Source organism: Jiangella anatolica, assembly GCF_003236295.1.
GTDB classification, from domain to species: Bacteria; Actinomycetota; Actinomycetes; order Jiangellales; family Jiangellaceae; genus Jiangella; species Jiangella anatolica.
Genome location: NZ_POTW01000024.1, coordinates 1 through 13,049 on the forward strand (window position 1 = coordinate 1; position 13,049 = coordinate 13,049).

9 protein-coding genes and 1 pseudogene are annotated in these 13,049 nt (G+C 74.1%); 3 read left to right on the forward strand and 7 right to left on the reverse strand.

Annotated features, from left to right (window positions below):
* Positions 1-1,395: pseudogene (locus C1I92_RS33770) on the forward strand (hypothetical protein); the annotation flags it as partial.
* Between the two features lie 234 nt (positions 1,396-1,629).
* On the opposite strand, the gene dapC reads toward C1I92_RS33770, so the two are convergent.
* Both dapC and fdxA read right to left on the reverse strand, forming a co-directional pair.
* Positions 1,630-2,721, reverse strand: coding sequence for a succinyldiaminopimelate transaminase (dapC, locus tag C1I92_RS12050; RefSeq protein ID WP_111254905.1), 1,092 nt, complete (start codon positions 2,719-2,721; stop codon positions 1,630-1,632).
* Entirely contained in the window at positions 2,718-3,047 is a 330-nt protein-coding gene (gene fdxA, locus C1I92_RS12055) for a ferredoxin (RefSeq protein ID WP_111254906.1), read from the reverse strand. The genes dapC and fdxA overlap by 4 nt, the downstream gene beginning before the upstream one ends.
* 109 nt (positions 3,048-3,156) lie before the next feature.
* Between fdxA and C1I92_RS12060 the strand changes: the two genes are divergently transcribed.
* Positions 3,157-4,137, forward strand: coding sequence for a GNAT family N-acetyltransferase (locus tag C1I92_RS12060; protein ID WP_111254907.1), 981 nt, complete (start codon positions 3,157-3,159; stop codon positions 4,135-4,137).
* Between the two features lie 7 nt (positions 4,138-4,144).
* Here the strand turns inward: C1I92_RS12060 and C1I92_RS12065 are convergent, their stop codons facing one another.
* The 3 genes from C1I92_RS12065 to mshB form a co-directional block, all read right to left on the reverse strand.
* Positions 4,145-7,939 carry a VanW family protein gene (locus C1I92_RS12065; protein WP_146605110.1) on the reverse strand — a complete coding sequence of 1,265 codons (3,795 nt, stop codon included), beginning with the start codon at positions 7,937-7,939 and terminating at the stop codon, positions 4,145-4,147.
* A 63-nt stretch (positions 7,940-8,002) separates the two neighbouring features.
* A complete protein-coding gene (locus C1I92_RS12070; protein ID WP_111254909.1) occupies positions 8,003-8,425 on the reverse strand; it encodes a DUF6113 family protein in 423 nt (140 codons plus the stop codon).
* Entirely contained in the window at positions 8,422-9,345 is a 924-nt protein-coding gene (mshB, locus tag C1I92_RS12075) for an N-acetyl-1-D-myo-inositol-2-amino-2-deoxy-alpha-D-glucopyranoside deacetylase (protein WP_111254910.1), read from the reverse strand. Before mshB ends, C1I92_RS12070 begins: the two co-directional genes overlap by 4 nt.
* 119 nt (positions 9,346-9,464) lie before the next feature.
* On the opposite strand from mshB, the gene C1I92_RS12080 reads away from it, so the two are divergent.
* Positions 9,465-10,751 carry a sigma-54-dependent transcriptional regulator family protein gene (locus tag C1I92_RS12080; protein ID WP_111254911.1) on the forward strand — a complete coding sequence of 429 codons (1,287 nt, stop codon included), beginning with the start codon at positions 9,465-9,467 and terminating at the stop codon, positions 10,749-10,751.
* A gap of 235 nt (positions 10,752-10,986) precedes the next feature.
* Here the strand turns inward: C1I92_RS12080 and C1I92_RS12085 are convergent, their stop codons facing one another.
* Together C1I92_RS12085 and C1I92_RS12090 are read right to left on the reverse strand one after the other, a co-directional pair.
* A complete protein-coding gene (locus C1I92_RS12085; protein WP_199521164.1) occupies positions 10,987-12,015 on the reverse strand; it encodes an ABC transporter ATP-binding protein in 1,029 nt (342 codons plus the stop codon).
* The gene (locus tag C1I92_RS12090; protein ID WP_111254913.1) at positions 11,990-13,039 is read right to left on the reverse strand and encodes an ABC transporter ATP-binding protein; all 1,050 of its coding nucleotides are present in this window, start codon (positions 13,037-13,039) and stop codon (positions 11,990-11,992) included. The genes C1I92_RS12085 and C1I92_RS12090 overlap by 26 nt, the downstream gene beginning before the upstream one ends.
* Between the last annotated feature and the right edge of the window lie 10 nt (positions 13,040-13,049).

Below are 13,049 nucleotides of genomic sequence, written 5' to 3' on the forward strand. Positions count from 1 at the left end.
GTCATGGACGAGCGGGTCGACGACGCCCGGGCCGAGCGCGACGCCGCCCGCGACGAGCTGGCCGCCGCGGCCGAGGAGGATGCGCCCTCGTCCGGGCTCGGCGGGCTGGAGGACCTGTTCGGCGAGGACGGGCTGGAAGGGCTGCTCGGCGACCTCGGCGGAGACCTCGGGCTGGGCGACGTCGACCCGATCCTGTACGAGTGCCTCGGCGCGGGCGGGCTGGGCCTGGGCGGCTCGGACTCGATCCCGGACGCCGACGTCGAGACGCAGGTCGCGGCGATCGCTCAGCTGGTCGAGGAGGAGCGCGGGCTGCCCGCCGGCGACGACGTCGACATCGAGTTCGTCAGCCTCGACGAGGTGCAGCGGCGCGCCGTCGAGCTGACCGAGGCAGAGCTGGACCCCGAGCGGGCCGCCGTAGACAGCCGGCTGCTGGCCGCGCTGGGCGCCGTCGAGCCCGGCACCGACCTCGTGCAGAGCCAGCTCGACGCGCTCGACGCCGGGGTCGGCGGCTTCTACGACCCGGAGACGCGGCAGCTGGTCATCGGGTCGGAGGAGATGGACGGCATGGGCACGTTCATCACCGCGCACGAGCTCGTGCACGCGCAGGCCGACGCCGCGCTCGGGCTGCCGGACCAGGAGGCGATCGCGGCCGAGTCGGGCTCCGACGCCGCCTACGCCGCGCTGAACGCGATCGAGGGCGACGCGTCGCTGTACAGCCAGCAGTTCATCGCGCAGCACCTGCCGCTGGACGAGCTGCTGGCGCTGCAGTCGGCGTCGGGACAGACGTCGGCCGACCTCGACGCGCTGCCGCACTTCGTCGCCCGGCAGCTGGAGTTCCCCTACGTCGAGGGTCTGACGTTCACCTGCGACGTCTTCCTCGACGGCGGCTGGGACGCGGTCGACGCCACCTACGACGACGTGCCCACGACGACGGCGCAGATCCTGTTCCCGGACCGCTACCGGGCCGGCGAGGCCGCCGTCGACGTCCGCGACCCGGCCGGCCCCGGCGATGGCTGGGAGGAGCTGCGGACGGACACGTTCGGCGCCGCCGACCTGCTGTTCCTGCTGGAGGCGCCGGGTGACGACGAGTCGCTGGCGCGGTCCGAGCCGAAGGACCTGACCGCGGCGTGGGCGGGCGGGGAGGTCACCGTCTGGGGCGAGGGCGACCGGACCGCGGTGGCGCTCGTGCTGGCCGACCGCGGCGACGCCGCGCCGCTGTGCGAGACCGTCGCCGACTTCTACGCGGCCGCGTTCCAGGACGCCGACGTCACCGAGGAGGGCGGCCGGACCGTCTTCACCGGCCCCGGCCAGTCGGCGGTCGTGTCCTGCTCCGGCGCCGAGGTCGCCCTTGGCATCGGCCCCGACGCCGCCACCGCCGCGGCCGCCGTCAGCTGACCCGCCGTCAGGCGGTGTGGCTCTGCTGCTTCCGTGGGTCGCCGGTCACGCTGGGACGCTGCGACGGCCGATGCCCGCGAAACCGCCGGACACACACCTGCGCGAGCCAGGAGCCGCCGGTGTGGCGTGCATACGCCGGTTCCGCCGACTCGACTGGCCCCTGGCGTCGCCCCGCCACGAGAGCAGAGTCCACCCACGGAGGCATCAGAAGAGCCGGAAATGAGCGAGGGGTCGTCAGGCTGTGAGGCGCTTCACGGCGGCGTCGACGCGCTCGTCGGTCGCCGTGAGGGCGATGCGGACGTGCGAGCCGCCGGCGGGGCCGTAGAAGTCGCCCGGCGCGGCGAGGATGCCGAGGTCGGCCAGCCGGCCGACGGTGTCCCAGCAGGGCTCGTCGCGGGTCGCCCACAGATAGAGGCCGGCGGTCGAGTGGTCGATGCGGTACCCGCCCTCGACCAGCGCCGCCCGCAGCGCGTCGCGACGGCGGGCGTACCGGGCCCGCTGCTCCTCGACGTGCTCGTCGTCGTCGAGCGCGGCCACCATGGCGGCCTGCACCGGCGCCGGGACCATCAGCCCGGCATGTTTGCGCACCTCGAGCACCCGCCGGACCAGCGCCGGATCGCCGGCCATGAACCCGGCACGGTAGCCGGCCAGGTTGGACCGCTTCGACAGCGAGTGCACCGCCAGCAGCCCGTCGAGCGAGCCGCCGTTCACGGCCGGGTCGAGGATCGAGACCGGCCGCTCATCCCAGCCCAGCTCCAGGTAGCACTCGTCGGACGCCACGATGGCGCCGCGCTCGCGCGCCCAGTCGACGACCTTCGCCAGGTGTGCGGCCGGCAGCACCCGCCCGTGCGGGTTGGCCGGCGAGTTCAGCCAGATCAGGCCGACCCGGCGCGGTCCGAGCGCGGTGACCGAGTCGCTGGCGACCGGCTCCGCGCCGGCCAGCCGGGCGCCGATGTCGTACGTCGGGTAGGCCAGCTCCGGGAACACGACGGTGTCGCCGGCGCCCAGGCCGAGCAGCGTCGGCAGCCAGGCCACCAGCTCCTTCGAGCCGATGGCCGGGATGACGGCGTCGGTGTCCAGGCCCGGCGCGCCGGCCCGGCGGCCGAGCCATTGCACGGCGGCCTCACGCAGCGCCGGCGTGCCGACCGTCGTCGGATAGCCCGGTGCGTCCGCCGCCGCGGCGAGCGCGCGGCGGACCACCTCGGGCGTCGGGTCGACGGGTGTGCCGACGGAGAGGTCGACGATGCCGTCGGGGTGTGCCGCCGCCCGCTCGGCGTACGGGACGAGGGCGTCCCAGGGAAAGTCGGGCAGCTGCACCCTGCTCAATGCCCCTCGTGCTCCTGCGGGGGCAGCGCAGCGACGACGGCGTGGTCCTTGTCGATGGCGCCGAGCTTCGCGGCGCCGCCGGGCGAGCCGAGGTCGTCGAAGAACTCCGCGTTGGCCTGCGTGTAGTCCTTCCACTCGCCGGGGACGTCATCCTCGTAGAAGATCGCCTCGACGGGGCAGACCGGCTCGCACGCACCGCAGTCGACGCACTCATCCGGGTGGATGTAGAGCATCCGCTCGCCCTCGTAGATGCAGTCGACCGGACACTCCTCGACGCAGGCGAGGTCCTTGAGGTCGACGCAAGGCTGCGCGATGACGTACGTCACGGCGGTGTCCTCCTATCGCAAGCCCATCCGGTGGACCGGTGCGGCTACTCAGTCGTGCTCAGCCCTAGTATCGCGTTGCCCGCATCCCATCGTGCACCAAGGTCAGCCTATGAGACAGCCCAGCACGAATCAGGACCCGTCCGCCCTGGTCGGGCGGCGTGTCGTGGTCCGGTACCGGCTGCACGACGAGGAGTTCGGGGCCACTGACGTGCTCGGCGTGCTGGTGTCGTGGGCCGGTGGCGAGCTGCGGATCCGGCCGTCGAGGGGCGGCGACGTGGTGAACGTCACGGCGGACGACGTCATCGCCGTCAAGGCCGTGCCGGAGCTGACGGTGACCCGGCGCGACGTCCGCGACCTGGAGGCGGCCGCGCTGCACGGCTGGCGGGCGCTGGAGTCCTCGTGGGTGGATGGCTGGCTGCTCCGGGCCGCCGGCGGGTTCACCGGGCGGGCGAACTCCTGCCTGCCGCTGGACGACCCAGGGCGGCCGCTGCCGGACGCCGTCGCGCTGGTCGAGGACTGGTACCGGTCGCGGGGGCTGGTTCCGGCGTTCCAGGTGCCGGAGCCGCTGGGCCGGGCGCTCGGACCGGTGCTGGACGCGCGCGGCTGGCCGGCGCCGGAGGACCGGACGTTCGTCATGGTCGCGCCACTGTCGGTCGTCCGTGGTGTTGAGCGCCCCGGGCTGCCGCCGGTCCGCGTCGACGACCGGCCCGACGACGACTGGCTGGCCGGCTACCACTACCGGGGCGGCGAGCTGCCCGCGCACGCCGTCTCCGTGCTCGTCAACGCCGAGACCGTCGGGTTCGCGTCAGTGGACGACGACGGCGTGCGGGTGGCGATCGCGCGCGGTGCCGTCAGCTCCGCGCCCAGCGGACGGCGCTGGCTGGGCGTGACGGCGGTCGAGGTCACGCCGTCGGCCCGTCGTCGCGGGCTGGGCGGGCACATCGTCACGGGGCTGGCGGCGTGGGCGGAGCGGCACGGCGCCACCGACGTGTACCTGCAGGTCGCCGAGCCGAACGAGCCGGCCCGGGCGACCTACCGCAAGGCCGGCTTCGCCGAGCACCACGCGTACCACTACCGCCGGCTGCGCTGAGCCGCCGTCAGTCCTCTCCGTCGCTCTCGCCCTCGCCCGCACCCGGATCCGGACCGCAGATGACCCGGTGGTTCGGGTTGTAGGTCCACGGGTCCGCCTCGTCCTTGACCATGGTGCCGTCGAGCGTGAACACCTGCCGGTACGACGTGATGCTGAAGCCCTGGCTGCCGCCCTGCGCAGCGCAGTTGTCCGACGTGTCGTAGATGGTCTGCGGCGAGGTGAAGTTGGAGCGCTCGGAGACCGACGTCTCGACCGTGTAGTACTTCGTGCTCCAGATCTTCACGTTGAGCGTGCCCTGGTTGCCCGGCGAGCTCCGCGAGAACGTCGTGTCGACGACGACGCCGTACGGGGTGTCGTTCTTGAACCGCATGTCCTTCGAGCCCCACGCGACCGTGGCCTCCTGGCCGATCGGGTAGCGGTCGAAGTAGATCGAGTGCGGCCAGTGCTCGACGTCCTCCAGGCCGGCCAGGAAGGCCGCGTGGAACGTCGTCGTCGCGACCTGGGAGACGCCGCCGCCGAGGGACTCCTCCAGCCGGCCGCCGTCGATGATGGTGCCGGTCGTGAAGCCGTTGGCCTCGGTCCGCTCGCCGACGATGCCGTTGAGGCTGAACTCCTCGCCCGGCAGCAGCAGCGTGTTGTCGATGCGCGCCGCCGCGGTGCCGATGTTGACGTTGCGGTACTCGGCGTGCGGGAACCGGGTGGTGAACTCGGCGACGATCTCGGTGACGCCCAGCTCCTCGGCCGCGGCCGTCGACAGCTCCGGGTCGACCTCGCTCAGTTCGACCGTCGCCGTGCGCGCGTCGCCCTCGGCCGTCAGCACCGGCAGCAGGGCCGCGCTGAGCGTCTCCGGTGCGATGCCCTGGCCGCGCTCGGCCGGGACGACGACCGGCGCGCCGCCCTCGATCGTGATGGTGGCGTCGCGGCCCTCCTGGCCGACCTCGGCGAGCAGGTCGCGGGCGACCTCGGTCAGCTTGGCGCCGTCGAGGGCGGGCTGCAGCGTGCCGGCGTCGTCGGGCGCCATCGTCAGGGCCTGCCCGACGAGGTCCGGCGGCAGCTCGACGCTCTCCTCCCCCGCGACGACGGTCACCGGCGCGGACATCGCCGGCTGGGCGAACTCCGCGACGGCGCGCTGCACCTCCTCGGCGCTGACCGCAGGCTGCACCTCGTCGACGGCCAGCTCGATGTCGCCGATCGGCAGCGTCGACTCGGCGCCGAAGAACGCGTCCTCGAGCCGCTCGATGGTCGTGTCGAGGTTGACCGTGCGACCCGGCTGCGGGTCGCTGGTCACGACGGTGCCGGCGTCGAAGGCGACCGCGCCGTTCACCGGCTCGACGTCGGCCTGGGCGGCGATCTCGGTCAGCGCCGTCTCCAGCGCCGCCCGGTCGATCGCCGGCACCGGCGTCGTCTCGCCCCCGCCGAACAGCGCCTTGACCAGCGAGATCGGATTCGCGCTGCCTCCCGGCACCGCGTCCACCGTCGCCGGGACGTCGACCGTCATCCCGGCCGCCGACGGCACCACCTCGTAGGTCGTCTCGCCGTCGCCGAGGGTCAGATGGAAGGGCTGGTCGACGAGCGCCGGCAGCTGGGCGGCGAGCGTCTCCTCGGCCTCCTCCGGCGTCATCCCGCCGACGTCGATGCCGGCGACGGTCGCGTTGCGGGCCAGCGAGCCGCCGGCGACCGCGTACGCGACGCCGTAGCCGATCCCCAGCACGACGACCACGCCGGCGACGATCAGGGCCGCCAGCCGGACCTTGCTCCGGCCGCCGGCGGCCTCGCCGCTGTCCTCGTCGTCGCCGCCGCCGTTCTGGCCGCCGCCGTTGCCGCCGCGCGACTCGAGCAGGGCGGCCGCGGTCGCGGCCTGACCGAAGGAGCGCTGCTGCTGCCGGCGGGCGGCCCGGCCGGGCGCGGCCTCGCCGCCCGGTGTCTCAGGAGCCTCGTCGGCCGCGGCGAGGACCGCCGGCGGGATGGGCGCCCCGGGCAGCGTCGGCGCGTCGGCGCCGCCGAGGGCCTGGGTCTGGTCCTGGGGCTCGCGGCCGGGGACGGTGTAGATGCCTGCGGCGCGCACGCCCGGCTCCCGCGGCGTCGCGGGCTCGGTGGGTGTGTCCGGCTCGGCAGAAGTGTCCTGTTCAGTGGCCCCGGCTGCATCGGCCGAGGTGTCCGGCCCGCCGGCGGTCGCCTGCTCGCCGGACGTGGCCGCCGCGGCGCTCTTCGCCGAGTCGGCCGGCGTGGCCTGCTCGGTGGACGTGGCGGACGCGGCCTGCTCGTCAGCGCTCGTCGACTCGACGGTCGTCGCCGACGCCGTGGGCGCGGCCGGTTCCGCCGGGCCCTCGTGTTCAGTGGACGGCGCTGCGGCGGCCACTGCCGGCGACGTCGCCTGGCCGGCCGTGGTGTCGCTCACGCTCGAGTCCGAAGCCTCGGTCTCCACGGCTCGCGGCTCCGTCGTCTCGGGCTGGGGCGCAGTCGTCTCGGACTGTTGGGCCGCGGTGCCGGGCTCGGCGCCGCCGTTGGCCGCGGCGGCGGGCTGGGCGGCGTCGCCGCCGGACTCTTCGGCTCGTGCCCGAGCTTCCCTTGCATCGCGCACGACTCGTGGCTCCTCGTAGTGCTGTCCGTTCCCCACGGCACCCGGCGGCACGGAGGCCTGACCGGGTGCGGGCCGCTGGGCGGCTCGCGCCTGCGCGGCGGTCGGGACCGGCCCGGACAGGCGTGGGTCGACCGGCGGCTGTCCGACGCGGTCGCGGTCCTTGACGTTCGATCGGCCCGGCGCCGGACGCTGCGCCGGCGATCCGTTGCCGGCGGCGGCCGGCCGCTCCTGGCCATCGCCGCGGTCCTGGCTGTCGCGGCCGGCGGCGGCCGGCTCGGACTGCTCGGCCGCCCGGGCCCGGGCCGCCTGCGCCCCGGTGAACGCCTGCGCCGTCGCGGCGAACCGCGACTCGTCGGCCGCGGGACGGTTGGCGGCGCGCTGGTCCGGCTGGACCGGCGGCAGCATCGACGGCTGCGGCGTCGCCGCACCCAGGGGCGCCGAGGTCGGGCGCTGGCGGGTCGGCAGCGGCTGCGGGCCACGGCCGCCATCGGTGGACGGAGTCGGCTCGGCAGCGCGCCGGTCCTCGGAACGGCCGTCAGCCGCGTCCGTGCGACGCGCCTCGGCCGGCCCGGCCGACAGCGCGGACTGGCCGGACGCCGAGCGGCTCGGCCGCGGCTCCGCGCCACCACGCCGGGCGTCGTCCGGCCCCGGACGGCTCGTGGCGGCGGCGCCGTCCTGCACCCGGCCACGCGGCTCGCGCGCCCCCTGCGCCTCGGCACCACCACGCTGGGCACCGTCCGGCCCCGGACGACTCACTGCGGCGGCGCCGTCCTGCACCCGGCCACGCGGCTCGCGCGCCCCCTGCGCCTCGGCACCACCACGCTGGGCACCGTCCGGCCCCGGACGACTCACTGCAGCGGCGCCGCCCTGCACCTGACCACGCGGCTCGAACATACCCCGCACCTCGGCCGGCCGGGTCGGCTGCGTGTCGGGACCGCCCGCCGTCCGGGCGGCGTTCGCTTCGGCCGCCGCTCGGGCCTTGGCCGCCCGCTTCTGCGCGAGCACTGCCGCCGACGCGGCGATGGTGGTGCGCCGCTCCGGCGCGCCGGAGCCGGCGCCGGCACCCGCGGATGTGCCGTGCGTCTCACCGTCAGGGCGTGCGGATGCGTCTCCGCCCGGCCCGGTAGGGTCTGCGGCAGACGTCACCGCCGGGCCGCCGGTGGACCGGTCGGACTCGGCGCCGGCAACGGCATCGCCGCCACCAGGTGGATTGTCGGTCACGCTGGAGCACCTATCGATGGAATATGCGCAATTCGTCAGTAGTCAGGTCGTGCCCAGCGCATCTTACGTCACTCGTCGAGTCGATCTCGCCTCGGCGCCAAGGCCCAACGCGACCGCCTGCGCCACCGTTCCGCCGAAGAGAAACACCAGGCCGGCCTCGTCGGCCATGATGACGCGATCCTCGCCCGGCGGCTCCATGCCCAGCCACAGCACCGGAGCCAGCCAGAGCGCCGAAACCACCGCGAGCCCGGCCCGGCTGCGCGCGCACGCCCGCGCCAGGATCGCCAGCGCGACGGCGCCGCCGACCGCGAGCAGGATCCCCGCCGGGTTGGCCCAGCGGTGCACGAACGCACCCGACACCCCGACGGCGACCGCGACCACCCCGAGCAGGGCGACGCCGACGGCCGAGAGCACCCGGACCCGCCGCGACGGACCCGGCGCGGGCGCCGGGCGCACCGACGGCGCCGCTCCGGGTGCGACGGTCACGGCTCGACGCCGGCGAAGAGGTCGGTCTCGTAGCCGGTGGCGGGGTCGGCCGGGCCCCGACGGCCGTGCGCCAGCCGGAAGTACTCCTGCGCCCAGATCGGCTGCCCGACGTTGTCCGACAGCGTGAAGTACGGCCAGTGCACGTCGATCTGCGTCGCGTGCGCCCGCATCGCCGCCATCTTCGCGTCGAGGAAGTCCGTACCGTCGACGACGGCGTCGACGTCGGCCAGGCCGACCACGTAGCCGAAGTCGTCGGCCGAGGCGATCTCCTCGAAGCCGGACCCGCCCCGCTCGCGCAGCGCCGTCAGCGCCTCCTGCAGCACCTCGCGGGGCGTGGCCGTCCAGTACACCTTGGCGATGTCCCAGGCAGGCCCGAGGTCGGGCCGGTAGGAGCGGACGGCGGCGAGGTCGCGCGCGTAGGTGGCCACCCGGTGCGCCTGGATGTGGTCCGGATGCCCGTACCCGCCGTGCTCGTCGTAGGTCACCAGCACCTGCGGCCGGATCTCGCGCATGACGGCGACCAGTTCGTCGGCCGCCTCGCGCAGGTCGGCGGCCCAGAACGCGCGCGGGTCGAGCTGGTCCGGCGCGACCGCGCGGCGCCCGTCGCTGCCCCACACCATGCCGGAGTCGCGGTACCGGCCCGGACGACCCAGGAACCGGTGGTCGGCGACCTTCAGCTGCGCCATCGCGGCGGCCAGCTCGCCGGCCCGGTGCGGGCCCAGCGCGTCGTCGTGCTCGGGCGCGAGGTGCGCCAGCTCGGGCACCAGGATCTCGCCCTGCTCGCCCTGTGTGCAGGTGACGAGCGTGACGTGGGCGCCCTCGGCCGCGTACCGGGCCATGGTGGCGCCGGTGCCGATGGACTCGTCGTCGGGGTGGGCGTGGACCAGCAGCAGCCGGCGGTCGGGAAGGTCGACGGGCATGCACCCCAGCCTATGCAGCGGCGCCGACAGGGTAGCGATCGCCGGGGTTCGGCCGTCGGGCGGTGCGAGGACGGCCTACTCTAGGCGTGTCCGCGGACCACCTCCCCAGGAGGAGTGACGTGCCCAGCCTCTCGCTCGCGCTCCCGAACGGCGTCGACCCGGTCAGCCGCTGGCGCAACACGGCCCGGGCCCACGAGAGCTTCCTGCGGTCCGAGCTCCGATCCGAAGCGGACGGCCCCGGCGAGGTGCGGCCGGTCGTCCTGGAGTCCTGGCGGCGCTCGGCCGCCCTGCACGTCGATCCGGACCGCCGCGACTCGCCGGTCACACTGGTCGACGACGCGCTCGCCGAGGCCCGCGCGACCCACCCGCTGCGGCACGCCATGCCGGTCGTGCGCCGGCTGCTGGTCGACGACGCCGCCGACGCGGGCGTGCTGGTCATCGTCGGCGACGCCCGCGGCCGCATCCTGTGGGCCGAGGGCGACGACGACCTGCGCCGACGAGCCGAGCGGCTGCACCTGCAGGCCGGCGCGGACTGGTGCGAGGACGCCATGGGCACCAACGCCATCGGGACGGCGCTGGCCGTCGGCGACACCGTTCAGGTCTTCGGCAGCGAGCACTACGCCCGCAGCGTCCAGCCGTGGAGCTGCACCGCGGCACCCATCCGCGACCCGCTGACCGGCCACACCATCGGCGTGCTGGACATCACCGGCGGCGCCTCGGTGGTGGCGCCGCAGTCGGCGTTCCTGGTCCGGTCCGCCGTCGCGGCGGTCGAGGCGGAGCTGCGGCTGCTCGGCAGCACCGTCGCCGTGCCCGGCAGTCGTCTGGAGGTGCTGGGCCGCCCCCGCGGGCTGCTGGTGCACCAGGGCCGCAGCCTCGAGCTGAGCCTGCGCCACACCGAGCTGCTGCTCCTGCTCGCCGAGCATCCTGACGGACTGCCCGCCAGCGAGCTCGCCTGGCAGCTGTACGAGCACGACGCCGCCGAGGTCACCGTCCGGGCCGAGATGTCCCGGCTGCGCAAGGCCGTCCCCGACCTGCTCTCACCGGCCGGCCAGTACCGGCTGCGGGCGGAGCTTCGCACCGACGCGATGGACGTCGCGGACCTGCTCGGCCGCGGCGATCACCGCGCCGCGGTGGAGCTGTACCGGGGCGACCTGCTGCCACGCTCGGCCGCGCCCGGCGTTGTCGCGCTGCGCTATCGGCTGCACGGCTGGCTGCGCAACGTGCTGCTGCAGTCCGGCGACGGCGAGGCCTTGCGGCGCTACGCCCTGTCGCCCTCCGGCCGCGACGACGCGCAGATCTGGCGGGCCTGCCTGGACGGGCTCGCGCCGGGCTCCCCGGAGAAGGCCGAGGCCGCCGCCGTCCTGGCCAGCTTGGACGGCGAGCTAGGGCTTGCCACAGACGTCTAAGAGTTCGACTGGGCGGGCGCCCATGGACCAGCCGGGCTCGTTGTCTACACGGCAAGAAAGTTCGACCGGGCGGGCGCCCATGGACCAGCCGGGCTCGTTGTCTACACGGCAAGAAAGTTCGACCGGGCGGGCGATGGGCGGGCTGGGTTTATGGGCGGCCCGCCCGGTCGTGAGACGAGGGTAGGCGACGACACGTTGCAGTCGCGTTGCGACCGCATTCGCCCTGGTCAGTCCCCTAGTGGTGGACGACGACGTCCTCGCGGACGGCGGCGTAGTGGCAGGCGGACTCGTGGTCGCTGCCGGGCCGGATCGTCAGCGCCGGGTCCTCTTGAGCGCATTTGTCCGTCGCCTTCCAGCAGCGGGTCCGGAACCGGCAGCCGCTGGGCGGGTTGGCCGGGCTGGGCACGTCGCCGCTGAGGATGATCTGCTGGCGCTGGCCACGCACCGACGGGTCCGGCACCGGCACCGCGGACAGCAGCGCCTGTGTGTACGGGTGCGTCGGCTTCTCGTAGATCTGCGTGTCGCTGCCGGTCTCGACGATACGGCCGAGATACATGACGGCGACCCGGTCGGCGATGTGCCGGACAACGGAGAGGTCGTGGGCGATGAAGATGTACGACAGCCCGAACTCGTCCTGCAGCTTCTCCAGCAGGTTGATGACCTGCGCCTGCACCGACACGTCGAGCGCGGAGACCGGCTCGTCGCAGATGATGATCTCCGGCCGCAGCGCCAGCCCGCGGGCGATGCCGATGCGCTGGCGCTGGCCGCCGGAGAACTGGTGCGGGTACCGGTTGATGTGCTCGGGGTTGAGGCCGACGACGTCGAGCAGCTCCTGGACCCGCTTGCGCCGCTGGCCGCGCGGCGCGACCTCGGGGTGGATGTCGAACGGCTCGCCGACGATGTCGCCGACGGTCATCCGCGGGTTCAGCGACGAGTACGGGTCCTGGAACACGATCTGGATGTTCCGGCGCAGCTCGCGCAGCGCCCGGCCCTGCAGGTCGTAGATGTTCTGGCCGTGGAAGTACGTCTGGCCGCTGGTCGGCTCCTCCAGCCGCATGAGCAGCTTGGCCAGCGTCGACTTGCCGCTGCCGGACTCGCCGACGATGCCGAGGGTCTCGCCCTTGTGCAGCTGCAGCGAGACGCCGTCGACGGCCTGTACGGCGCCCACCTGGCGCTTGATGACGACGCCGGTGGTCAGCGGGAAGTGCTTGACCAGGTTGTCGACCTCGAGGACGACCTCACTGCTGGGCGGGTTCGATGTCACCCTCGAGCACCTCCTGTGCGAAATGGCACGCGCTGAACCGGCCGGGCACGACCTCCTGCAGTGCCGGCCGCTGTTCCTTGCAGATGTCGCGCGCGTAGGGGCAGCGGGGCCGGAACTCGCAGCCGGCCGGGATGTTGGTGAGGTTCGGCGGCAGCCCCTTGATCGCCGAGAGCTCCTGGCCCTTGAGGTCGACCCGCGGGATCGACTCGAGCAGCCCCTTGGTGTACGGGTGGGCGGGCGTGGCGTAGATGTCGTGCACCGGCGCCTGCTCCATGATGCGCCCGGAGTACATGACCTCGATCTTGTCCGCGACGTCGGCGACGACGCCGAGGTCGTGGGTGATGAGGATCAGGCCCATGTTCCGCTCGCGCTGCAGGTCGGCCAGCAGCTGCATGATCTGCGCCTGGACGGTGACGTCGAGCGCGGTGGTGGGCTCGTCGGCGATGAGCACGTCGGGGTCGAGGGCGATCGCCATCGCGATCATGATCCGCTGGCGCATGCCGCCGGAGAACTGGTGCGGATAGTCACCGGCCCGCTCGCGGGCGGCCGGGATCTGCACCCGCTCCATCAGCTCGACGGCGCGGGCGCGGGCGTCCTTCTTCGACAGGCCCTCGTGGACGCGGAACATCTCGGCGATCTGCCAGCCGACCGGGAACACCGGGTTCAGCGCGGACAGCGCGTCCTGGAAGATCATCGAGATGCTGCGGCCGCGGTAGGCGCGTCGCTCGTCGTCGGGCAGCGTCAGCAGGTCCTGGCCGCGGAAGCGCACCTTGCCGCCGGTGACGAACCCGGGCGGGCTGTCGAGGATGCCCATGATGGCCTGGGCGGTGACGCTCTTGCCGGAGCCGGACTCACCCAGCACGGCCAGCGTCTCACCCTCGTGCAGCGTGTACGACACGCCGTTGACGGCCTTCGCGACGCCGTCGCGGGTGCGGAACTCCACCCGGAGGTCCTCGACCTCCAGCAGCGGGGTGGTTCCGGCCTGGTCCGCGCGCGGCGCGATGCCGGCTTGCGTGGTCGCCACTCGACCTCCT

Bases quoted from the DNA above. Each gene is read 5' to 3' on its own strand.
- C1I92_RS12060 (WP_111254907.1), top strand. From the start codon at position 3,157: ATGAGACAGCCCAGCACGAATCAGGACCCGTCCGCCCTGGTCGGGCGG.
- mshB (WP_111254910.1), bottom strand. From the start codon at position 9,345: ATGCCCGTCGACCTTCCCGACCGCCGGCTGCTGCTGGTCCACGCCCAC.